This is a genomic window from Actinobacillus arthritidis (assembly GCF_029774155.1).
Lineage (GTDB): Bacteria > Pseudomonadota > Gammaproteobacteria > Enterobacterales > Pasteurellaceae > Actinobacillus > Actinobacillus arthritidis.
On record NZ_CP103833.1, the window covers coordinates 226,996 to 249,446 of the forward strand.

26 protein-coding genes and 5 pseudogenes are annotated in these 22,451 nt (G+C 40.6%); 14 read left to right on the forward strand and 17 right to left on the reverse strand.

What is annotated here, in order from left to right:
- Positions 1-117 precede the first annotated feature (117 nt).
- From NYR89_RS01120 to NYR89_RS01150, 7 genes are all read left to right on the forward strand, one after another.
- Positions 118-426: an NAD(P)-dependent oxidoreductase gene (locus NYR89_RS01120; protein ID WP_279445982.1), complete on the forward strand. Its 309-nt coding sequence runs from the start codon at positions 118-120 to the stop codon at positions 424-426.
- Positions 399-770 (forward strand): NAD(P)-dependent oxidoreductase, encoded by a 372-nt coding sequence (locus NYR89_RS01125; protein ID WP_279445983.1) that lies wholly within the window; start codon positions 399-401, stop codon positions 768-770. Before NYR89_RS01120 ends, NYR89_RS01125 begins: the two co-directional genes overlap by 28 nt.
- A gap of 139 nt (positions 771-909) precedes the next feature.
- Positions 910-1,200: a hypothetical protein gene (locus NYR89_RS01130; RefSeq protein ID WP_279445984.1), complete on the forward strand. Its 291-nt coding sequence runs from the start codon at positions 910-912 to the stop codon at positions 1,198-1,200.
- Between the two features lie 129 nt (positions 1,201-1,329).
- On the forward strand, positions 1,330-2,457 hold the full coding sequence (locus NYR89_RS01135) for an NADH-dependent flavin oxidoreductase (RefSeq protein ID WP_279445985.1): 1,128 nt from the start codon (positions 1,330-1,332) through the stop codon (positions 2,455-2,457).
- A 25-nt stretch (positions 2,458-2,482) separates the two neighbouring features.
- Positions 2,483-2,914 (forward strand): organic hydroperoxide resistance protein, encoded by a 432-nt coding sequence (locus NYR89_RS01140; RefSeq protein WP_279445986.1) that lies wholly within the window; start codon positions 2,483-2,485, stop codon positions 2,912-2,914.
- 11 nt (positions 2,915-2,925) lie between these two features.
- Positions 2,926-3,129, forward strand: a complete 204-nt coding sequence (locus NYR89_RS01145) for a DUF1330 domain-containing protein (protein WP_279445987.1) — start codon at positions 2,926-2,928, stop codon at positions 3,127-3,129.
- 217 nt (positions 3,130-3,346) lie between these two features.
- Positions 3,347-3,889 (forward strand): AraC family transcriptional regulator, encoded by a 543-nt coding sequence (locus NYR89_RS01150; RefSeq protein ID WP_279446623.1) that lies wholly within the window; start codon positions 3,347-3,349, stop codon positions 3,887-3,889.
- Between the two features lie 63 nt (positions 3,890-3,952).
- On the opposite strand, the gene NYR89_RS01155 is transcribed toward NYR89_RS01150, so the two are convergent.
- Complete coding sequence (locus NYR89_RS01155) at positions 3,953-4,447, reverse strand: hypothetical protein (protein ID WP_078254514.1); 495 nt, start codon at positions 4,445-4,447, stop codon at positions 3,953-3,955.
- A gap of 67 nt (positions 4,448-4,514) precedes the next feature.
- Positions 4,515-5,264 carry an SDR family NAD(P)-dependent oxidoreductase gene (locus tag NYR89_RS01160; protein WP_015431529.1) on the reverse strand — a complete coding sequence of 250 codons (750 nt, stop codon included), beginning with the start codon at positions 5,262-5,264 and terminating at the stop codon, positions 4,515-4,517.
- Positions 5,265-5,433: 169 nt separating this feature from the next.
- Here NYR89_RS01160 and NYR89_RS01165 point away from each other — a divergent pair, with 169 nt between their 5' ends.
- From NYR89_RS01165 to NYR89_RS01185, 4 genes and pseudogenes are all read left to right on the forward strand, one after another.
- Positions 5,434-5,958, forward strand: a complete 525-nt coding sequence (locus NYR89_RS01165; protein WP_279443008.1) for a TetR/AcrR family transcriptional regulator — start codon at positions 5,434-5,436, stop codon at positions 5,956-5,958.
- A 195-nt stretch (positions 5,959-6,153) separates the two neighbouring features.
- Positions 6,154-6,429 (forward strand): annotated as a pseudogene (locus tag NYR89_RS01170) (NADH-dependent flavin oxidoreductase); the annotation flags it as partial.
- Positions 6,430-6,452: 23 nt separating this feature from the next.
- Positions 6,453-6,886, forward strand: a pseudogene (locus NYR89_RS10915) (organic hydroperoxide resistance protein).
- 44 nt (positions 6,887-6,930) lie between these two features.
- A pseudogene (locus NYR89_RS01185) lies at positions 6,931-7,187 on the forward strand (DUF1330 domain-containing protein).
- A gap of 196 nt (positions 7,188-7,383) precedes the next feature.
- On the opposite strand, the gene NYR89_RS01190 reads toward NYR89_RS01185, so the two are convergent.
- Positions 7,384-7,773: an ester cyclase gene (locus tag NYR89_RS01190; protein ID WP_279445993.1), complete on the reverse strand. Its 390-nt coding sequence runs from the start codon at positions 7,771-7,773 to the stop codon at positions 7,384-7,386.
- Between the two features lie 167 nt (positions 7,774-7,940).
- Here NYR89_RS01190 and NYR89_RS01195 point away from each other — a divergent pair, with 167 nt between their 5' ends.
- The gene (locus NYR89_RS01195; RefSeq protein WP_279445994.1) at positions 7,941-8,567 is read left to right on the forward strand and encodes a glutathione S-transferase family protein; all 627 of its coding nucleotides are present in this window, start codon (positions 7,941-7,943) and stop codon (positions 8,565-8,567) included.
- Between the two features lie 134 nt (positions 8,568-8,701).
- Here NYR89_RS01195 and NYR89_RS01200 read toward each other — a convergent pair whose 3' ends face one another.
- From NYR89_RS01200 to NYR89_RS01240, 9 genes are all read right to left on the reverse strand, one after another.
- Positions 8,702-9,892 carry a YbfB/YjiJ family MFS transporter gene (locus NYR89_RS01200; RefSeq protein ID WP_279445995.1) on the reverse strand — a complete coding sequence of 397 codons (1,191 nt, stop codon included), beginning with the start codon at positions 9,890-9,892 and terminating at the stop codon, positions 8,702-8,704.
- Between the two features lie 64 nt (positions 9,893-9,956).
- Entirely contained in the window at positions 9,957-10,619 is a 663-nt protein-coding gene (locus NYR89_RS01205; protein WP_279445996.1) for an MBL fold metallo-hydrolase, read from the reverse strand.
- Positions 10,570-10,950, reverse strand: coding sequence for an MBL fold metallo-hydrolase (locus tag NYR89_RS01210; RefSeq protein ID WP_279445997.1), 381 nt, complete (start codon positions 10,948-10,950; stop codon positions 10,570-10,572). Before NYR89_RS01210 ends, NYR89_RS01205 begins: the two co-directional genes overlap by 50 nt.
- A gap of 14 nt (positions 10,951-10,964) precedes the next feature.
- Positions 10,965-11,630 carry an alpha/beta hydrolase gene (locus NYR89_RS01215; protein WP_279445998.1) on the reverse strand — a complete coding sequence of 222 codons (666 nt, stop codon included), beginning with the start codon at positions 11,628-11,630 and terminating at the stop codon, positions 10,965-10,967.
- Complete coding sequence (locus NYR89_RS01220) at positions 11,630-12,316, reverse strand: DsbA family oxidoreductase (RefSeq protein WP_279446000.1); 687 nt, start codon at positions 12,314-12,316, stop codon at positions 11,630-11,632. The genes NYR89_RS01215 and NYR89_RS01220 overlap by 1 nt, the downstream gene beginning before the upstream one ends.
- Before the next feature lie 78 nt (positions 12,317-12,394).
- Positions 12,395-12,706 carry an ArsR/SmtB family transcription factor gene (locus tag NYR89_RS01225; RefSeq protein ID WP_279446001.1) on the reverse strand — a complete coding sequence of 104 codons (312 nt, stop codon included), beginning with the start codon at positions 12,704-12,706 and terminating at the stop codon, positions 12,395-12,397.
- 553 nt (positions 12,707-13,259) lie between these two features.
- Positions 13,260-14,207, reverse strand: a complete 948-nt coding sequence (locus NYR89_RS01230) for a GlxA family transcriptional regulator (RefSeq protein WP_279446002.1) — start codon at positions 14,205-14,207, stop codon at positions 13,260-13,262.
- Positions 14,204-14,725, reverse strand: coding sequence for a GNAT family N-acetyltransferase (locus NYR89_RS01235; protein WP_279446003.1), 522 nt, complete (start codon positions 14,723-14,725; stop codon positions 14,204-14,206). Before NYR89_RS01235 ends, NYR89_RS01230 begins: the two co-directional genes overlap by 4 nt.
- Before the next feature lie 100 nt (positions 14,726-14,825).
- Positions 14,826-15,278: a nuclear transport factor 2 family protein gene (locus NYR89_RS01240; protein WP_279446004.1), complete on the reverse strand. Its 453-nt coding sequence runs from the start codon at positions 15,276-15,278 to the stop codon at positions 14,826-14,828.
- A gap of 128 nt (positions 15,279-15,406) precedes the next feature.
- On the opposite strand from NYR89_RS01240, the pseudogene NYR89_RS01245 reads away from it, so the two are divergent.
- A pseudogene (locus NYR89_RS01245) lies at positions 15,407-16,301 on the forward strand (LysR family transcriptional regulator).
- A gap of 148 nt (positions 16,302-16,449) precedes the next feature.
- Here NYR89_RS01245 and NYR89_RS01250 read toward each other — a convergent pair.
- The 5 genes and pseudogenes from NYR89_RS01250 to NYR89_RS01270 form a co-directional block, all read right to left on the reverse strand.
- Positions 16,450-16,590 carry a hypothetical protein gene (locus tag NYR89_RS01250; protein ID WP_279446005.1) on the reverse strand — a complete coding sequence of 47 codons (141 nt, stop codon included), beginning with the start codon at positions 16,588-16,590 and terminating at the stop codon, positions 16,450-16,452.
- 201 nt (positions 16,591-16,791) lie between these two features.
- Entirely contained in the window at positions 16,792-17,319 is a 528-nt protein-coding gene (locus tag NYR89_RS01255; RefSeq protein ID WP_279446006.1) for an ImmA/IrrE family metallo-endopeptidase, read from the reverse strand.
- Positions 17,319-17,675 (reverse strand): helix-turn-helix transcriptional regulator, encoded by a 357-nt coding sequence (locus tag NYR89_RS01260; RefSeq protein WP_279446007.1) that lies wholly within the window; start codon positions 17,673-17,675, stop codon positions 17,319-17,321. The genes NYR89_RS01255 and NYR89_RS01260 overlap by 1 nt, the downstream gene beginning before the upstream one ends.
- Positions 17,676-17,821: 146 nt before the next feature.
- Positions 17,822-19,051, reverse strand: coding sequence for an ATP-binding protein (locus tag NYR89_RS01265; protein ID WP_279446008.1), 1,230 nt, complete (start codon positions 19,049-19,051; stop codon positions 17,822-17,824).
- Positions 19,052-19,246: 195 nt separating this feature from the next.
- Positions 19,247-21,055, reverse strand: a pseudogene (locus NYR89_RS01270) (monovalent cation:proton antiporter-2 (CPA2) family protein).
- Between the two features lie 232 nt (positions 21,056-21,287).
- Here NYR89_RS01270 and NYR89_RS01275 point away from each other — a divergent pair.
- The gene (locus NYR89_RS01275; protein WP_279446009.1) at positions 21,288-22,328 is read left to right on the forward strand and encodes a Gfo/Idh/MocA family oxidoreductase; all 1,041 of its coding nucleotides are present in this window, start codon (positions 21,288-21,290) and stop codon (positions 22,326-22,328) included.
- The last annotated feature ends 123 nt before the right edge of the window (positions 22,329-22,451 follow it).

Below are 22,451 nucleotides of genomic sequence, written 5' to 3' on the forward strand. Positions count from 1 at the left end.
TCATTAAGAAACAATGTTATTCAAAAAATGCCATTTATTCAATTTTTTGTTTCGTTATACTGTGCAACATCAAAACGGCAACGTCATTATTTTTTAATTTAACAGAAGGAAAACGTTATGAAAATCGCAGTAATTGGCGCAACAGGTTTAGTGGGCAATGCAACAGTGCAAGAATTGGCTTCTCGTGGACACGAGGTGGTGGGCTTTGCTCGCAATGTTGAAAAGGTGTTTAAGGCAGAGAACGTTCAAGCCGTGCAAGCGGACGTAAATGCAGAAGATTTTGCAGAAAAATTAGCAGGGTTCGATGCGGTGGTGAGTGCGTTTAATGGCGGTTGGACAAACCCAAATTTGGCCGAAGATACCGAGCGTGGTTCAGCATCTATTTTGAACGCGCCAAAGTGGCTAATGTGCCGTATTTATTGGTGATTGGCGGTGCAGGTAGCCTTTATGTCGCCCCTGATTTACAGTTGGTGGATACACCAAATTTCCCACCTGAAGTGTTCCCAGCGGCAAATGTGGTGCGTAATTTACTTACCGAATTAAAAGGTCGCCGTGATATTAACTGGGCATTTTTATCGCCTGCGGCAATGTTTGCGGTAAACCCGCTTTCGTTTGAAAAAACAGGCAAATATCGCCTAGGCAAAGATGATGTATTGCTCAACGGTGACGGCTCGCCAGCAGATATTTCAGTACCAGATTTAGCCGTGGCAATCGCTGATGACGTGGAACAAAAAGCCCACTTATTTAGCAGATTTACGGTAGCGAACTAAGAAACAGGGCGGAGACGCCCTTTTTTTGTTATAGGAGTAAATAATGGCACTGTTGATTTTTAGCCTAATATGTGGAGGCATTTTTTGGAAAATGCTTAACCATTCGCCCCGCTTACTCCATTTAGGTGAACTATAAAAGATGGAAAACATCCAATTAGACAACACCGTTTTTTATGTTGAAGAAACTCGCTTTGCAACAAATGATTTAGCGGTTAATCAGTACCAACATTTGGCGATGAATTTTTACGATAGAGGGAAACTGTTGAAATATCGCCACGATTGGTACGATCTCTGCCTAACGGTATTTCAATTTGAAGATTGTTCAATGTGGCTTTGGCGGCGAGGTAATCATATCCGCTTAGTCAAAAGCCAAGAACCAATGGAACTTGCTGAATTTGAAAAAAAGATTGCCCCTATCGCTTATAGTTAAATGTCTTCACTAATGACATAACATTTAGAGAATTAGGCAAGTGTTTTAGAGAAATAATCTACCTCCCATCGTCAAATCCCCCCTAAAATAACCGCACTTCTAACGGATAATGCTTAACAGGAGAACATAATGAATTCACTTTTTCAAACTTATACATTAAACAATGGCGTAGAAATTAAAAACCGCTTAGTGGTTGCACCAATGACTCACTTCGGTTCAAACGAAGACGGTACATTAGGCGAGCAAGAACGTACTTTTATTAGCAACCGTGCAGTAGATATGGGGATGTTTATCACAGCGGCTACGTTAGTGGCGAAAAATGGTAAAACCTTTGTAGGACAACCTGAAGCCCTTGACGATAGCCACTTAGACAGCTTGCGTGAAACGGCAAAAGTGTTGCAAGCGCAAGGTACCAAAGCAATTTTACAAATTCATCACGGTGGCGTGAATGCACAAGCAAATTTAACAGACGGACAAGCACTGATTAGTGCCTCAGACCACGCTGAAAGCGGTGCAAAAGCGACAACTGCAGACGAAGTGGTTGAATTAATTCAAGCTTATACCAATGCGACTGAATTGGCGATCCGAGCAGGCTTTGACGGTGTGGAAATTCATGGTGCGAATGGCTATTTGATTCAACAATTCTTCTCTGGCGAATTTAACCGCCGTACAGATGAATGGGGTGGTAGCCTTGAAAAACGCTTACGTTTCCCATTGGCGATTGTGGACTCAGTTATTGCATTAAAAGAGAAATATGCAAAACCTGAATTTATCGTGGGTTACCGTTTCTCACCGGAAGAACCGGGTGAAAACGGCTTAACAATGGCGGATACTTTCGCTTTAATTGAGGCGTTAGTGGAAAAACCATTGCAATACTTGCACGTTTCATTGCACGAATTTGACAAAAAAGCACGTCGTGGTGCAGATACTAACTTAACTCGTATGCAACTTATTCACGAACGCATTAACGGCAAATTGCCATTAATCGGCGTGGGTGGCTTACTTTCAGGCGAACAAATCCGAGCGGCATTCCAAACAGGTTGGGCGGAATTTATCGGCTTAGGTAAAGCGGTAATGGTCAATCCAAACATTGCAACTTTATTGAAAGAAAATCGTGATAGCGAAATCGCAACCGAGCTTGATCCAACTCGTGCCGACCAATACGGCATGCCAGACATTCTTTGGGGCTTATCTCAACAAGGCGGTGCGTGGTTGCCACCTGTGAAAGGTCAAGATTGGAAACCATTAGATATTTAATTTTGATATTAAGAAGGAATAAACAATGAAAATTTTTTACCAAACATCAGCAACAGCAGTGGGCGGTCGTGACGGACATACACGAGTAGATGACGGTTCACTCGGTTTAGATTTAGTTGGTTTCCAAAACGAAAGCGGCAAAGTGGGCGCTAACCCAGAACAACTTTTTGCAATGGGCTATGCGGCGTGCTTTGATAATGCAATTATTCACGTTGCCCCAGCACTAGGCATTAAACCAACTAAACATTCAACGACAGTGGGTGTGGGTATCGGTCAAAAACCAGACGGTGCATTCGGCTTTGAGATCGACATCACCATTACCGTGGAAGGCTTAAGCGTAGAAGAGGCGAAAACCTTAATCGAAAAAGCCCACGCAACTTGCCCATACTCAAATGCAACCCGTGGCAACGTGGACGTGCGTTTACACGTGAATGTAATGCAAACCTTTGATCTATAAGGAAATTACCAATGACAACCTATGTGGTTTTTATTCGTGACGAAATGAAAGATCAAACCGCTTACGATGAGTATTTACAACTAGGCGTGCCAACATTGGCTCCGTACGGTGGCGAGATTTTGGTGGCAAACGGTGAGTGCCAAGCCCTTGAAGGTGCAGAAATTGACGGTTCCGTAGTGTTACGCTTTCCTGATATGGTCGCCGCCCGTGCTTAGTACACCAGCCCTGAATACGAAAAAATCAAATCAATGCGTTTGAATGCCACACTTGGGCGAGCCGTGCTATTGAATGGCGTTGCCTAATTTACTGACAAGCGGTTAGATTTTGCAAAGTTTTGCGGTATTATGTAGCAGTTGCACAAAGATTTAACCGATTGAAAACATTAACATCCCTATTGAAATTTTCCCTCAATAGGGATTTTTATTGCAACTGATGATAGATTTGGGCAAATCGTCTGCTCATTTCTCATCGGACAGCCCCGCTCAAATTGGCACAATTAACGAGCCGATGATAAACGCTTTGCACCGCTTGGCAAGTTTGGCGTGTTCACCTTCTGATGTGGCGATATTAGCCCCGCTCATTCAGCGAGAATTACATTATCATTTGCTAAAAAGTGAAATGGCGGACAGGCTTTATCAAATGGTTGCGGTGGGTGGTAATGTCGCCACAATCGCCCAAGCGATTGCTTTTTTAAAGGCAAATTTTCGGCAAACCTTGACCATAGAAATGCTGGCAAATCAAGTCAATATGAGTGTGCCGAACTTTTATCGCCATTTTCGCCAAGTTACCGCCATTAGTCCCCTGCAATATCAAAAGTCATTGCGATTGACCGAGGCCAGACAACGCATCAAACAAAAACAAGGCACGCTTGCCCAAATCGCTCACGATGTCGGTTATGAAAGTTCCAGTCAGTTTAGCCGTGAATACAAAAGAATGTTTGGGATTAGTCCGAGTGCGGATTTTCAGGTCGCCTGAAAATATTTTGCAAAATTTAAAAAGAAAAACACCGCTTATCATCACGATAAACGGTGTTTTGCTTTACTTTTTCGCCTGTTCCAAAACCGCCCGATAGCCATTCGCTCGTTCTTTAGAAAAATAGTCAATCACGGCAAACGAAGTCCCCAAAATAAGTAACGCCACCGCCCACGCTTTCCATTTCACGCCCACATCAAAATGCAATAACGCCAACGCCACCGCAAAACTAACCACACTAATCGCAATAGACATCGGATACAAATATTGAAAATTCGCTACCCGTTTTAATTCATCGACAACAAATTGCGTTTCGCCCACGGCTTGATAAGTGTCTGCCACGTTTGCCATGGTCTGTATATTGCTATAAATCATCGGCACACCAATCGCCAAAAACAGCACCAAAAGCACCATCATCGGCACAAACAAGGCTTTCGCCCCTGTACTTTGCCCATAAAAATGGCACAGCAAACCAATCAGCCCCAAACAAACGCCCGCCCCCACAATAAACCATGCTTCCAAAATTTCGCCTTGATACCAAGCAATCGTGTGTTGATACATTTTATTATCCTAAAAAGTGAAAGGTTTTGGCATTATTAAAACACCAAAAACCATTGATTTTTAAAAATTACTTGGCACAAAAACCGCCATCAACATTTAAAATCGTTCCTGTCATAAACGGCACATCAGGCGATGCCAAAAACACAATCGCATTAGCAATAGAACTCGTATCGCCCATTTTATTCATCGGGTGAATGCCTGCAATTTTATCTTCTGGATAAACGCCTGCGTTAATAGCATTTTGCAAAATATCGGTTTTAATTGCCCCAGGGGCAACGGCATTGACCCGAATGCCTTGCGTCGCATAATCTAACGACGCACTTTTGGTTAAGCCGACCACTGCGTGTTTGCTTGCCGAATATTGTGAAGTAAATTCAATGCCATTTAAACCTGCAATAGACGCCAAATTGACCACCACGCCACCGCCAGTTTTGAGCATTGCGTCAATGGCGTATTTCATTCCCCAAAATAACCCCATCACATTGACTTCAATCAACTCACGGAAATTTTCGGTAGAATGTTGATGTAATGGTACATTTTCACGCCCTGCAATGCCTGAATTATTGACCATTACATCAATTTTACCAAAATGAGCAACGGCTTGTTCAATCAAGGCTTTGACTTCATTTTCTTGGGTAATGTCTGTTTTGACAAAAATCGCATTCGCCCCCAATGATTTGATTTCATTGACAACTTCTAAACCTTCTTTTTCACGGCGACCGCTGACCACGATATTGTCGCCTAATTTGGCAAATGCCAATGCCGTTTCTTTGCCGATACCCGATGTTGCCCCAGTAATGACGATAGTGCGTTTCATAAAAAATCCTTGTGTGTGTTGAAAATTTAAGATGAGCGTATTGTAGGAGATTTTTATGTGTTAAAATAGCTATAAATTATATTTAAATTTCAGCATATCCATACAAAATATATAGAAAGTATGCTTATAATGAAATTAACCAGCAAATAGTTTAACCAACGAGTAAGCCATGAACAAAACCGACCTACGTGTGATTAAAACACGCGAAACTATGCACCGTGCTTTAATTGATTTGTTACACGAAAAGCCATTTGATGAGATTACCGCCAAAGATGTGATTGAAAAAGCAAGGGTTAATCGCACGACTTTTTACCGTTATTATTCGGGATTGGTTTCTTTAATTGATGAAGTGTTTTTTGATTTTAAACAAAAATTTGCGGATTTGCTCGCTAATGAACATTGTCAAACCGAACAAGTTTTTCAAGATTTTCTCAATTCTCGGCATACCATTTCAGCGTTATGGAAAATCCAATCTCGCCGTTATGGGCTATATGATGATATGCACAAGATGTTGCGAGTTACTTTTGCTGATGAATTGGTTAAGCAAAATATGGTGGGACATTCTTTGCATTATCAATCATTTATTTGTGCCAGTTTGTGTATGGAAAGTTTGCGATATGCGATTTTGCATAATGAAACCATGAGTTTGAAACAGAGTATTGATGATATTAAATCATTGACTGGTTTATTTTGAATTTGTATTTTCAGCCAGCCTGAAAATATTTTGCAAAATCCCCAAACAAAAACACTGCTTGCTTGATATGAATATCAAATTCAAACGGTGTTTTTATTATCCACTACTCAACCCCTTCCCACCATTTTTCAAAATCAGGATTATCATCAAGGTAGAATACTTCGCCGATTTTGGGAGTAAAAAGCGGTAAATTTTCTTGTTGGGCGGATTGGCTTGCTTTCAGGCGAACAAATCCGAGCGGCATTCCAAACAGGTTGGGCGGAATTTATCGGCTTAGGAAAAGCAGTAATGGTTAATCCAAATATTGCAACTTTACTGAAAGAAAATCGTGATAGCGAAATCGAAACAGAGCTTGACCCAACTCGTGCCGACCAATACGGTATGCCAGACATTCTGTGGGGCTTATCTCAACAAGGCGGTGCGTGGTTGCCACCTGTGAAAGGTCAAGACTGGAAACCATTAGATATTTAATCTTTATTTAGAAGGAATACACAATGAAAATTTTTTACAAAACCTCTGCAACATCAGTAGGCGGTCGTGACGGTCGCACACAAGTAGATGACGGTTCACTCGCATTAGATTTAGTCGGCTTCCAAAACGAAAGTGGCAAAGTGGGTGCGAACCCAGAACAGCTTTTCGCAATGGGCTACGCGGCGTGCTTTGACAATGCGATTATCCACATTTTGCCCCAACGCTAGGCATTAAACCGACTAAACACTCAACGACTGTTGGCGTGGGTATCGGTCAAAAACCAGACGGTGCATTCGGCTTTGAGATCGACATCACCATTACCGTGGAAGGCTTAAGCGTAGAAGAGGCGAAAACCTTAATCGAAAAAGCCCACGCAACTTGCCCATACTCAAATGCAACTCGTGGCAACGTGGACGTGCGTTTACACGTGAATGTAATGCAAACCTTTGATCTATAAGGAAATTACCAATGACAGCCTATGTGGTTTTTATTCGTGACGAAATGAAAGATCAAACCGCTTACGACGAGTATTTACAACTAGGCGTGCCGACACTGGCTCCGTATGGTGGCGAGATTTTGGTGGCAAACGGTGAATGTCAAGCCCTTGAGGGGGCGGAAATTGACGGTTCCGTAGTGTTACGCTTTCCTGATATGGTCGCGCCCGTGCTTGGTACACCAGCCCTGAATACGAAAAAATCAAATCAATGCGTTTGAATGCAACACTAGGGCGTGCGGTACTATTAAATGGTATTGCTTAATTCGCTGACAAGCGGTTAGATTTTGCAAAGTTTTACCGCTATTGGAAGAAAGTAATACCGCCTGAGATTGATATTTCAGGCGGTATTTTGTCTATATGGCGAGTAAACAAGCGGTCGAATTTTCGTGAAATTTTGCCAATTTATGAATATCGCTCAAACTTTACAAAAAAATTAGCGACCTAACAAACCGACAGCTTCAACGATTTTGATTAAGCCTTCTGTTTGCTACATCGTTGATAATTTTGCCTTGTTTATTGAAGTAATAAAAATTCATTATGCGTGTTGCGAATTTATTCCCCGTAGGGGCTTTACCCATAAAATCGCCCAAGTGAGTGCCTGTGCATAGCCATTGCACCACAACGATATTGCCTTCTTCGACCATTGCTTCGGCTTGCCATTGAACATCAGGGAAGCTTTGGCGGAATAAATGAACAATCGCCAGATAACCTTTTCCGCCAACCATTGGTTCAGGAGACATTGGTGTATAAAATGGGGCATCGTCAACTACTAACTCACACATTAATGCTTCATCAGCAGTGTTAATGGCAGTTTGAAAACGTTGCATTTGCTCTTTTTGAAAACTCATAATTTCTCCTATGAAATAGTGTCTTTTGAGTTGTGAGAAATTATATCTTATGTAAGATAAATTTATAATAATCTATTTTCTTTAAACACTTTGAAGAAAAACTTATAAATTAAAGCAGGTTATAAGTTATAGAAGTTTTACATTCCCTGTTACTTAAGGAAAAAAATATGATCACGTTACACTATCTAAAACAATCTTGTTCACACCGTATTGTATGGCTACTTGAAGCCTTAGGTTTGGACTACGAACTAAAAATTTATGACCGCTTAGAAGGCACCGGCTTCGCACCGGCAGAACTGAAAGCACAACATCCGCTTGGCAAAGCTCCTGTATTGCAAGACGGCGATTTAGTGTTAGCGGAAGGCAATGCAATTATCCAACACTTGCTCGACCGCTACGACACGGAAAACCGTTTTACCCCAGCACACAAAACGGACGCTTATTCCAATTACGTTTACTGGCTAGCGATTTCAGCGTCAATGTTCTCCGCAAACTTACTGGCGTTAGTGTCGAAGAAAGGTGATTTAGGCGAATTCGCACAATACACCAACGCGCAAGTGGGTTTATATTTCAATCACGTAGAACAATCGCTAGAAGGCAAAACTTGGATCGTAGGCGAACAACTCACCGGTGCAGATTTTGCATTAAGCTTCCCACTGCAATGGGGCTTAAATTATGTGAACAAAGCGGATTATCCAAATATCACCCGTTACCTCGAACAAATCGAAACCCACCCCGCTTATCTCAAAGCGAATGAAAAAACGGCAGGGGAATTGGAGTTGAGTCGATTCTAAAATACAAGTGGTCGTAAATTGTTGGGAGTTTACGACCGCTTGCTATGTTAGTTTTTATTTTACTCATGCTTCCCAAACATTCCTCCATTCATTTCTGACTTAGACGCGTTGTTTAAAATGTTGGGGAAAATCAATCACACTTGTTGTGTTTTACGGTACAGTATTTCCATACTTAATGAGATTAGTAATGCGATGCCACCAAGGATGAACAGAATTCGGTGGTCATTGTGGGTGGCGCTAAATACAGCGGATAAACCATAACCAGCTAATGCCTGAGCAGATGCAAAGAAAATGGTAGCTTTACTCCAGTTTACGTTGCGTAGCCGTGGACAGGAGGTCATTTCAAAAATGCGAGCAAGCATTAATGGCACGATACCTGGTGGAAATGAACCGATGATAACCGTAAGTATCGCCATTACAATGATATTTTCTGTGGCACATAATGCAAAAATAGCTAAAAATTCGACCGCTAGTACCGTGCGTAAAGTTGGTTTTGCACCAACTTTATCGGCGAAATATCCATAAAGTGGTGGCCCAATCATCGAACCGATGCCATATAGGCCCCAAAATAGTGCGCCTGTTCCAGCGCCAAATTGTAAGCCTCGTGCAATGTAATCCACAATAAATACGGCTGGTGCAACAATAAATACAGCCATCAATCCGTATTGTAGGTATAAAATGAGAAAGATAGATTTAGGTTCGGGAGCGTGTTGTTGAACCGATGCTGATATTGGGGAATTACCCACTTCTTGTACTTTTGCTACGGGATCAGGAATATTAAACCAACTCAGCGAGGTTAAAATTGTAGAAAAAATACCCAAGCCAAACCACGTTGTTTTTAGCCCTAAATCAATCAACATTGGCACGATGGTAGCGGAAGCGAAAATTCCTAAGCCAATACCTAAGAAGATTGCACCGCTAGCAAGATTACGGCGTTCTGCAGGTACGTGTGGTGTGATAGTTGCCGCAACTAATACCATAATTGCACCACCTGAAATCCCTGAAATTAATCGCCAAACGAAATACCAAGCAGTTGAAAGCGGGAAGGCGCAAGCAAAAAATGAGAGTGTAACTAACAGCATCATTACACGTAATGTTTGCTTGTTAGAAAAGGCATTTCCCATCGGTCGCCCAGATAACGCACCGATCAAATATCCAGCTAAATTTGCCGCACCTAAATAAGGCGCATCTGAAGCTGAAAACCATTGTTCACTAATTAGCAACGGTAATAGTGGCGTATAAGCAAAACGTGCCAAGCCGATAGAAATCAAACTTGCTGACAGTCCTGCAAAAATAAACCATGCAATGGATTTTTGTGTTTGCATTTTTTCTCCTTATGGCAAGCGGTCTAATTTCGCTATTTTTTTGCAAAAAAAGACCGCTTGTATCTTATTGATTTTCTAAAGGTAAGTATTGCACTGGCACCCAAGAATATCCTTGTTCTTCTTTCACAATATGTCCGATTCCTGGGAATGGAATATGTGCCGCACCTACCCAAAGTTTCCCTTCACTCACCAGTTTTAAAATGCGTTTACGGGTAGCAATCGCCGCTTTTTCATCACTATCTACTTCCATTGAAATATCAGGATTTTTTAACTGAATCGTATGGCTGTGAATAATATCGCCCCATACCAACAATCGATCTTTGCCTGAACCAACTAAATAGCCTGTCATACCTGGTGAATGTCCGAATTCTTGTACAGTTTCAATGCCCTCAATAGGGTTTTCACCTTCATTAAATGTTTTAAATTGTCCTGTTGCTTGATAAGGCGTTACCGCTTGGCGAGCCGAATCAAAGAAAATTTGTACTTCTTTCGGCTGTTGGGTCGCAATTTCTTTGCTTAACCAAAAATCTGCATCTTTTTTCGGCGCGTAAAGTGTTGCATTTGGAAATGCCATTTTACCATCGGTGGTTGCCACACCACAGGCGTGGTCAGAATGTAAGTGCGTAACCACAATGTTTTTCACTTCTTCAGGTTGAACACCTGATGCTTTTAAGTTTTCAACAATATGACCTAACGTATCGCCATAGCATTTTGCGGCCTCCTGCATCAATGAGGGTATAACCTGAAGGTCGCTTGATTAAAAATGCATTAACAGCTGTTTGAATTCCGTCTGCAGTGCGTGGTAAAAACATTTTGTCGAATACCGCTTGCATTTCATCTGCTGAAATGCCGTGGATCCATTTATGTGGCACGTTCACAGGGCCGTCATATAACGCAGTAACTAATAAATCGCCTAATTGCATTCGGTAAAAGCCAGCAACTTGCTGTTCAGCTTGTTGCACGGTAGGTAGTGTGGTTGTTTCTGCGTGTAAAACAGGGGTAAAAGTTGCCATCATTGCGGTTGCAATAAGGGTTTTCATCATTTTATTTAATGTCATTTTTGCTCTCCAAGTTAAAGTTTTGTTTGAATCCATTTCCCCATTTCTTCCACTTCGGGCATTGCCACAAAATGTTCAATAGGATAAATCTTGAAAGTGAAATCACGGTTTTTCGCTAGCATCTGCTTGCCTTGCTCAATCTGCGTGAGCGTAATCAGCAGATCTTGGCTTCCGTGTAGCCATAAAATCGGCGTAAAATATCCGCTGTCTTGCCATTGGTTAGCTAACGGAAGATAGCCTGATAAGCCAACAATACCGCCTAGTGGTTTAGAGTAGGTTGTGCCAGCTAGCAGTGATATGGCACAGCCTTGGGAGAAACCGCTCAAAAAAATCCGTTCGCTTGGAATGCCTTGAGCGATTTGTTCATCGATCAATTTATGTACATAATTGACCGCACATTGAATGCCCTCTTCATCTTCTTCAACGAGAAAATTATCGCCTAGTAAATCGTACCAGCCCGAAACGGGGGCGTTCGCCCATTTGACGAACCACACAGGGGCAGAAGGCAAAACGAATTTTACATTCGGCAACAACTTCGCTAAATACTCGGCAACAGGGCGGAATTGCAAACCGCTGGTGGTTAAGCCGTGTAGGAAAATCACGCAAGTGGTAGGATTTTCAGGATTTTTTGCAGACGGCACAACAAGCGGTTCGCAATGTGGAATAAGAATGTTTGCCATCAGTTACACCCATCAATACCGCACGCTATTCCTGCGGTGATCTCAGATTCGGCTTGCTCGTTCCACGCTTGGTTTAGGGCTTGCAACATATAGTCTGCAGGTTGTGCGCCTGATAAGCCAAATTTGCCGTCAATCACAAGAAAGGGCACGCCTTGAATGCCAATTTGGCGGGCTTCTTGTTCGTCTTGGCGAGCTTCGTTAGCGAATTGGTCAGAGTCCAATAATTTTTCTATCAATTCACGATTAATACCGACATCTTCGCCACATTTCACTAAATTTTTACGTTCCGCAAGAGCCAGATTTTCAGTGAAATAAGCGTACATTAAACGCTCGTTCATCACATCGGCTTTGCCTAAGCTTTCTGCTAATTTGGTCAAACGGTGTGCATCAAAAGTGTTGGTGTTTTGCACCGTTTCGTATTTCATCTCTAAACCAGCCTTTTGGGCTGTGGCTTCTACTTGACGGATAAATGCTTTCGCATCTGCAGATGTTCTACCGTATTTACGTTCAATACGTTGCTGTGTTGTCGTGGTAACTTCATTTGACGCAGTTGGGTCTAGCTCAAAAGCTTTATGTACGATTTCAACGTTCTCAGCGTGGGCAAACTGGCTCAATGTCGCTTCCAAATGGCGTTTACCTACATAGCAAAACGGGCAAGCATAATCAGACCAAATTTCAATTTTCATAATAAATCCTTATTTTCTTAAATCTAAAAATGTAGATATGTATTAGCTTTAAAAAACGCCAAATGACGGCGTTTTCAGTTAAATCGCAACACGAAGAGCGGTTAGAAATCGCTCGATTTTTTCAGCATTGTAGCGGTAATACGTCCACTTGCCTGAACGGCTTATTTCCACTAGCCCTGCTTTTTTCAAACTATTTAAATAACCTGATACTACGGATTGTGCTAAACCTGATTTAATCGTGATTGCTTGCACACACACGCCACCATCAGCCGCAATTGCATCAGCAGTAAATTCTGCCCCACGAAAATACTGCTCGGGCGATTTAATCCAACGTAACATTTGCAAGCGATGTTCATTCGCCAATACTTTAAAAATTTCGACTAATTCCATATTCGCTCCAAAATTTGATGTGAATATTATATCTATAAATTTAGATTTGTAAATGAACTCGTAAAATATTGGGGAAATTTAACCGCTTGTAGAATGGAAATACTGTCTGAAAATACTTCCAGACGACATGAGTTTGACTTTGTGTTCTATCAGCGCTGATTCCTAGAGCCAAATAATGCTCTATTCAAAGTGTGGGGTATGAACTGAAAACCTACAACCACTTAGAAGGCACTAGGCTGTGACTCAGCACACAAAACAGATACTTATTCTAATTACGTTTATTGGTTTGCTATGTTGTACATTAAAAAAACAAAACCGTCCATTACTAATGAACAAAAGCGTTCGATGGTAATGAATGGTTTTATTGATAGGTATTTACAAGCGGTTTAATTTTCTTGAATATTCACACTGGAAATAAGTTAGTGTTCTTGAGTTGAATTAGCTGTTGGATGTATTGATTGCATGTCATCAGAGTAAATTGGAACTACAGTTCCAATTTTTTACTTTTGTTAGTGAATTGGAATTATAACTCCAATTAAAAAAGGAGGGCATTTTACTCCCACTCCCCAAAAGTCTTCCGCCATTCATTTGGGCTGACATGGAAGCGTTGTTTGAAATGTTGGCGGAAATTGACCGCACTTTGAAAGCCGATTTGTTCTGCAATTTGTTCGATAGAGAGTGTGGTGCTTTCTAGTAAATCACGAGCTTTTTGCAAGCGGGTGTCAATCAACCATTGCGCGAAGGATTGTCCTGTGGCTTTACGGAAATGACGAGTAAAGGTGCTACGGCTCATTGACAAACGATTTGCAATTTCGTCAATAAAATAGACCACTTGCAGATTTTTGCGAATGTCGTCCAGCAGTTCGTTGATGTTTTCATCAGGTGTTTTGCGTGGGACGGGCTGTTCGATAAATTGTGCCTGACCACCTTCACGATGAGGCGGCGTAACAAAAAGCCGAGCTAAATGATTAGCTGTTTTTACACCATAAATTTCCCGCACAATCGCCAAACAACAATCCAGCCCAGCCGCTGTGCCGGCGGATGTCATCAAGTTGCCTTGTTGCACATAAAGTGCGTTCAAATCTAACCGCACTTGTGGAAAACGTTGATGGAAATCTGCTTCGCCCATCCAATGGGTTGCCGCCCGTTTGCCATCTAATAAACCTGAATATGCCAAGGCGTAAGTGCCTAAACACAACCCGACAAGCATTGCGCCACGGGCATTTGCTTGTTGCAACGCCGTTTGCAATGTCACCGTTGGTTTTTCATCAAAATCATTCCAAGCGGGGACAATAATAATATCAGCGGTTTCAAGCGACCTTAAATCACTGTCGGCTTGCACTACTGAACCGCCTGAAAGCGAGATTTCAGGTTGTTCCGCCACAATTCTCAAATCAAATAACGGCTCATTTGCCAATCCTGTTGCGGAAAATACCATTTGTGGCACGGCAAAATGAAATAAGCTGAAATGTGGGTAAAGAATAAGGGCGACAGTTTTCACGGTGTTTTCATCTCTTTTTCAAAGCGAAACATTTCATCAAGCGGTGAATTTTGTTCGTTTTTTTGCAAATTTGGCGAATGTGGATCAGGATTTTTCTCGTGATAAAATTCCACAATTTTGAAACCGCATTTATTCACATAAAAATGAATATTGCGTTTTTCAAAATACGGTGTGTGCGTTTCCCATATTTTGGTTTGTGGATAATGTCGTTCAATCGCTTGCCATGCAGTTAGCCCGAAGCCTTTGCTATGCTCATTGGCGGTAACGAAAAACAGATCTAAACAATTACGTTGGGTCTGTTCATCAATTCTCACCACCGCACCGGCTACTGGTTGTCCTTGATATTCAATCTGTAAACTCTGTGCATTATCGGCTTTCATTGTAGCTTCAATTTCTTCTCGACTAATAATTTCTTCATTTTCCGCAAGTTCATCTAACATGGCTTGCTTAAAAGCCCATTGTAATGAGCCGATAAACCATTCTCTCTTTTCTTCTGCTAACGGTTTCAGTTCTAACATTTTCGATCCTAGTTTTAAGATAGATTGCATTCTATTTTACAATAAAAAAACGGTCGCAAAACTTTCTCGTTTTTCGACCGCTTGTGAATTGAAATTTGCGTTAGAACATTGAACGACCGCTTGCCGTTTTTTCCGGTACGGCTTGGATTACGTCCCAGTGTTCTACGATTTTGCCGTTTTCGTCGAAGCGGAAAATATCCACCACCGCTTCGCCTTTATCTTGCGGATTTAACTTGCTATGAACGTGCAACATTACTAAATCGCCTTCCGCTACCACACGTTTGATTTCAGCACGTGATTGCGGATGTTCTTTTAAGAACGGCGCGAATGCGTCCACAAATGCTTTGCCACCGTCGGCTACGGTCGGGTTGTGCTGTAAATATTCTTTGCCGATATATTTGTCTGTGCCTTCTTGTACTTTGTGTTGGTTAAACACTAATTCATAAAACTCAAGAGCGTTCTTCTTATTTTGCTCCGGTGTGGTGTGTGCCATTGTTGCTGTTGTGGCTAAAAGTGCGGTTGAAATTACTGCAGTTTTAAGTAATTTTTTCATATTGATTTTCCTTTGCTTGACTTGAATAGTTTCAAATAATCTGTTGCCATTATATTGAAATAAAAAATGGGAAAAAGGCTGGTTTCTGAATATAATTGTTTTAAAAATTGAAACAATAAGAGTGAAAAGTGGATAGAATTACTGCAATTCAAGTGTTTTTAATGGTGGCGGAAACCGGCAGTTTTACTGCAACGGCAGAACGATTGGATCTTTCACGCCCGAAAGTTACCCGTGCAGTCGCCCTTATGGAAGAATGGTTTAACGCTCGGCTTTTGCAACGCACCACCCGCCACGTTTCACTGACCGATGCTGGCGAACAAGCGGTCGAATATTGCAAAAAAATGACGGAATTAACCTCGGCCATTGAGCAAGATTTTGTAACTAAACAAGGTGAGTTAAGAGGTTCGTTAAGAATTGCTTCAAACGCAAGATTTGGCGGACCCATTTGCTCAATGCGATTCGTACTTTTTTAGCCAAACATCCGAAGCTGAATATTCAACTGATTTTGGCGGATAACACGGTAAATTTAGTTGAAGAGGGAATCGATCTTGCCGTCCGTTTTACTAACAATCCCGATCCAAATGTCGTGGCTCGCCCATTATTCCCTTGCCATTCTTTATTAGTGGCAACGCCTGCTTATTTGGCTCAGCACGGCACAATTCACTCACCGCAAGAATTAGTTAATCATCGTTATTTAGCACACGCAAATGTAAACCGAAAAGAGTGGACATTTATCAAAGACGGACAAGAAACTGTATTAGAACTGACCAGCCAACTCACCATCAACGACAAGGGTGCATTACTTAATTTCACCTTAGCAGACGGTGGCATCGCAATGTTGCCGAAGTATTTTATTGAACAACAGCTCGAAAACAATCAACTACAAATTGTGCTACCCGACTGGCAAATGCCGACTTATCAAGTGTACGCCGTTTATCCCTCCCGCCGCCAACTCTCCCAAGCCATCCGCATGACTTTGTGGATTTTTTAGTGGAAGAATTTGAGGGAAAGGGGGATTGGTAGGGGAAAATTAGCGGAGTTTCATGGATAAGATTTGAAGTGCGGTTGGATTTTTGCAAGTTTTTAGGGAAATTTGACCGCTTGTGAAGAAGGAATGCCGTCTAAAGGTAATTTCTCAGACGGCATTTTATATAGTTAGAACATTAAGCTATTATACACGAACTAAGAAACACCAAGATTCATAGCCGTAGTCTTTAGCATAAAGAACTTTATTAGATTTTCCACGAACTCTACGTTGCGGAGTAAAAATCCATTTAAAGCCTTTAGGAGCGGGTTTATGTTTTTGCGACATAAATTACTTTTCCTATATAAGATCTAAATTGCCATCACTTATTTATAGACAACGTAGTACAATTTAACTAGAATATAGGGCACCGTTTTTCGAAGGTGTTCTTCTTTGTACACATTGTGTATAGCGGATGGAGAACTATACATAGTAATAAATATTGGCGTATTTATTACCACCTAAACCCAATTCTTATGATTGGGTTTTTCATTTTTTGTATTTATTTATTCTTATTTGGGCACATTCATAACTAATCCCAAACATCTCGGCAATATCTCCCACAGATGAACCTTTATAAAGTTCAATATAGTTATCAGGGAGTAGTAGTCGTCCTGCAAATTCATTTGCTTGCCATTCTGCATTACAAAAAATTTTTGTACTCTTTTCTACTGGGCGAGCTAATCCAATGTGTTCCTTATGCATAATGGCATGAGCTATCTCATGAGCGATAGTAAATCTATCTCTGCCATTCCCGTCACATGCCCCATCATAAACGCTTTGTCTTAGTAGAATATCTCCACTAGGAAGCGTTAATCCTAGGATACCTTTCATTTCATGATCGGGGATAATATGATATTTTCCATATTTGATTTCCAGCAATGCTAATACATCAATTGCCCCATCTTTGTTAATTAAGTCAGGATTAGCGGCTCTAATAAATTGAGTTATGCTATCAATTTGCATTTTAGATTTTGGAGGAACCGAAAATCCCTCTTGATAAAAAACTGAATTCACTATTTAACTCCTTTTAATAGGTCTAATAATTGCTGTTTTTTAGATTCATCCAATTCATTAAAATTGCGACAAAACGCTCCAACTAGCATTTGATCTAATGAATTTTGAGGAACATTGATAGTACTGTGTGTTCTTGTTGTATCAATAGACTCATATAAATTTTCTTTCTCTTCGTTAGAAAACTTGTAATTAGCTATGAGTTTGTCTTCTATCCCCTGTGGTATAGGTTTGTTACCATTCTCTACAGATGAAAGAAACGCTGAACTAAATCCGAGAGCATCCGCCATTTGTTTTAATAATATATTGTTGGCGATCCGGTACCCCCTTATAAATTTACCAAAGTTTGTCAATTTCATAGTTCGCTCCTTTGCCTTATCTATGTATTAAATCAGCTATAAACTGAACTGTTAACATATTAACCCTTAGGTTAATTTAAGTCAAGAGGAATTGTATTTAATGCTGGTTACCAAAGCTATACTTTTGTAAATTCATAACATTCTCCTTAAATCTCAACACAATAGCTAATCTTATCCCAAAACCTCCTTAAAAAAACTCTCAAACTCAAACACTGCACCCCGTCAAACGTATTCCCCTCAAACTCATCCATTGTAACCACATATTTCGGGTAGTTATCTTGTATTTTCAGCAAGTTACCAAATTTTCGTTCTAGCGTTTTTTCCTCGTTAATTGTCAGTGTGGCTTGCACATAAATGCGTTCGCCATTTTTTTCTGCAACAAAATCAATTTCTTGGCTGTTTAATCCACCGATTTTAACCTCATAGCCTGCAATTTGCAGATGATTGAAAATGGTGTTTTCCAGTAACTTTCCTCGGTCTTGCACTCGATAGCCGATGAGGGCATTGCGTAAGCCTAAGTCTTCAAAATAGTATTTCTCGCCAATTTCAAAAATACGTTTTCCTTCAATGTCATAGCGTGGCACTTTGTGGATTAAAAAGGCATTGGCAAGGTATTCAGCGTAGTTTTGCACCTGTGTGGTGGAAGTGGTAATTTTTTGTGATTTTAAGAAGTCCGAGATTTTTTTTGCGGAAAACAAGTTACCGATATTACTTGCTAAAAATTGCGTCAATTGTTCCAAAAATTGCACATTACGTAGAGAATAACGATTTACAATATCCCGAATTGCGATAGTGGAATAAATGTTCCGCAAGTATTCAAACACGATATTGTCTTGCGGCAAATCTTTCAAATAAGGTAAACCGCCATATTTTAAAAACAGCGACATGGCTTTGTCGCTGTCTTCTAACTGCATAAATTCTAAAAATTCAAAATAAGAAAGCGGATGTACGTTAATTTCTATCGCCCGTCCGCTTAATGCACCGGCAATATCTCGTGACAGCAAGTGAGCATTGCTACCTGTGCAATATAAATCTAATTCATCATCAAGCAGGAGTGAGCGTAATGCCTGTTCAAAATCTGTGATTTCTTGGATTTCATCAATAAAAATATAATTTTTCTGACCGCGCTTTTTCTGTTCTTGAACAAATGAATTTAGCGTTTCGGCATTTGTGATGTGGCTAAAAGCAAGATCTTCTTTATTGATATAAATGATATGGGCGTTTCTATCCTCAACTTGGATCTCTTGCATAATCTGAAACAGTAAGTAGCTTTTGCCAACACGGCGTTGTCCGGTGAAGACTTTAATTAAGCTTTTACCGATAAATGGACGAACTTTTTCCAGGTATTTTCTACGAAAGATTAAATCTTTTTTCATAACCCTCCCTTAATTTATAATTGATACTATAGTGATAATTTCAAAAAGTTTCAATTATACTTTAAACTTTTTAGATAATTACCAAAAGTTTTATTTATAAATTAAACGGGTAAGTGTATTGAGTTATCAGTAATAGGAAATAAAAAAGCGGTTAAAATTTGCCAACTTTTTGCAAAATTTAACCGCTTGTAAATATTACTCTCTCGCCAAAATCTTCTGGATTTCCGCCATAATTTCTTGGTCTTGTTCGAGAGCGATACGATACATTTCTTCGTTTTTGAAACGCTCGATTTTCGGGTCGTACACTTCTGACATAAGTTTCACGCTATGGCGATCTTTGCCGAAGTACATATTACCGATTTCATGCACTTTATCCGCATCCAAGCCGAGTTCGCGTAACGCTTGTTTGCCGGTACGTAATGCACTGTCAAAAGTTTCTCGCACTTCAATATCTGCACCGGATTGTACCAAGTCGTAAACGTGATAACGGTCATAAGCCCGTGCAATAATTTTAATATGTGGGTTCACGCGCGTGCGTATTTCACGATTTCTAACGCTTGTTGCGGATTATCAATCGCGACAATCAGCATTTGGGCGGTTTGAATGCCTGCCGCTTTAAGTAAATCAGGGTGAGCGCCGTTGCCATAATAACTTTTTACGCCACGTTTTTTCATTGCGGCGATAAGTTTTGGGTTCAGTTCAATAATGGTCGGGTGATAACCTGTCATTTGTAATAGATGATTAACCACTTGTCCGAAGCGGCCCAAGCCGACCAAGATAATCGGGTTTTGCTCTTCAATATGATCATGCGGTTTAATTTCATCAATTTTTTGCAAACGAGGTGCAATAAATTTCTGACTTACAATAATCATTAACGGCGTGAAGACCATCGATAACACCACAATTGCCGTCATATTGGCGTGTACCGTGTCATCAATCACTTTTTGTGCGTGTCTTTGCGCAAACAATACAAACGCAAATTCACCACCTTGTGCCATTACGATTGCACGGTCGTGTGCGTCTAAATTGTTACTGCCAGAAAGGCGAGCGACTAGAAAAATCACCCCACCTTTAATTAGCATCATCAATGCTACACCGAAGATAATCAGCCCTAAGTTATCCCACACCACATTTAAATCGAGCGACATCCCGACCGCAAGGAAAAATAAGCCGAGTAATAAGCCTTTAAATGGGTCGATATCGACTTCTAATTGGTGGCGGAAGCTGGAAGTAGAAAGCAATACGCCGGCGACAAATGCCCCCATTGCCGCTGAAAGTCCGCTCACTTCCATTAATAATGCAGAGCCAAGCACCACGAAAAGTGCCACGGCAGTCATCATTTCTCGGATTTTGGTACGTGCCAGCATTTTAAAGAATGGATTTAGCACCTTGGTGCCGATAATAAATAAGAAAACCATTGCAAACACGGCAATCGCAATTTTTTGCCAAATTGGCGTACTGGTCGTTTCTGAATGAATTGGTGATAAAAAGGTAACGACAGCAAGTAGTGGCACAATCAACATATCTTCAAATAACAGAATAGAAACCATTTTGCGGCCTCGCTCGGAAGTCATTTCCCCCCGTTCGCTTAATACTTGCATCACAATCGCGGTGGAAGTTAACACGAAACCTGCTCGCACTGACAAATGCCACTTGCCATGAATAGCCGAATGCCATCACTAAACCGGTGAGTGCAATCGCCGCACCCACTACCTGAAAGCTACCTAAGCCAAAAATATATTTGCGTAATCCCCATAAATGTGCAGGTCGCATTTCTAATCCGACTAAAAACAGAAACATGACTACGCCGAGTTCGGCAACGTGCAAAATGGTATGCGGATCGCTAAATAAGCCGAAGCCGAAAGGTCCAATGACTAAACCGCCGGCTAAATAACCTAATACTGAACCTAAACCGATACGTTTAAAAATCGGTACGGCAATAATTGCCGCACCAAGCAAAGCCACTACGCTCGTTAGCTGGCTTGCCCCTTCTGCTTGCCATATAACCTCCAAAATTTAGTGTGAAAAACAGTTATAAAAATAACATAAAATATATAAAGGTTTGATAAGAATTGAAAAGTTAGAAAAAGATCAGCTTATCAGCTGGTCTTTGAGAAAAGCTAAAAGCACTTTGGATGAATTATATAATTATTTGTTTAACATCAAATAAAAAAGATCTTAACTTACTTTTTTCTTCTATACTCATGCTTATCTTCTTTATTTAAGGACATAAACTATGAAAACTATTAATGTTGCAATTGCCGGAAGCGGTTATTCCAGCCGTTTGTTTCATGTTCCTTTTCTCAAAAATGATGAACGTTTTTGTATTCAAAAGGTGTATGAAAGAACAACCGAACGTGCAAAGGAATGGTTGCCAAATGTGGATATTGTGCATGAATATCAAGAATTACTTACGCCGAACATTGATTTGATTGTGATTACTACGCCAAATCAGACACATTATGAAATGGTAAAAAGTGCCTTATTAGCCGGTAAACACGTACTGGTTGAAAAACCGTTAGTGGCAAGTTCTATGGAAGCATTAGAACTTGAAATGTTAGCTAGACAGCAAAATGTGGTGTTGTATGTCTATCAAAATCGCCGTTGGGACAGTCATATTGCTACGGCAAAAGCAATTTTAGATAAAAATTTAGTCGGTGAAGTTGTAGATTGTGAAATTCGTTTCGATCGTTATGCGAAAGGTAAAAATCCAAAGGCTTGGAAAGAAGTGGGTGATCGTGGAACAGGATTAGTCTATGACTTAGGTGTACATTTAATTGATCAATCGGTTTATTTATTTGGCAAACCACAAGCGGTATTTGCCGATATTCGTTATCAGCATGACGGAGCTTTAGTAGATGATAACTTTGATATACATCTCTATTACGAAAACGGTTTAAAGGTTGCACTGCAAGCCTCTAAATATGCACGCGAACCAAACCCTGCTCTAGTTTTACACGGTAAAAACGGTTCTTATGTGAAAAAAGGGGTAGATATTCAAGAATCGCTTTTAGATAGAGGTGTACAACCAGTTGGAAATTGGAATGAAGAATCGGAAGCAGAATGGGGTATATTACATACGGAAATTGAAGGGGAGATAATCCGTCAGCCTTATCCAAATGTGCAAGTGAGTTATCAAAAGCTATTTGATGATTTATATCATGCAATTTCTACTGGTGCAGTGCCAGTTGTAAAAGTAGCGGAAGTGACGCTAGTTTTACAGATTATCGAAGCGGCATTTGAAAGTGCGAGCAAAGGACAAAAAATTAACTTATAAGTCGATATGAGTTTAACAAGCGGTTGAATTTGCAAGAAATTTTGCAGATTCGACCGCTTTTTTGTAAGGTTTAATTATATATTGCGACTTATAAAAATCTTTTTTTATTATTAGGTTTTAGGA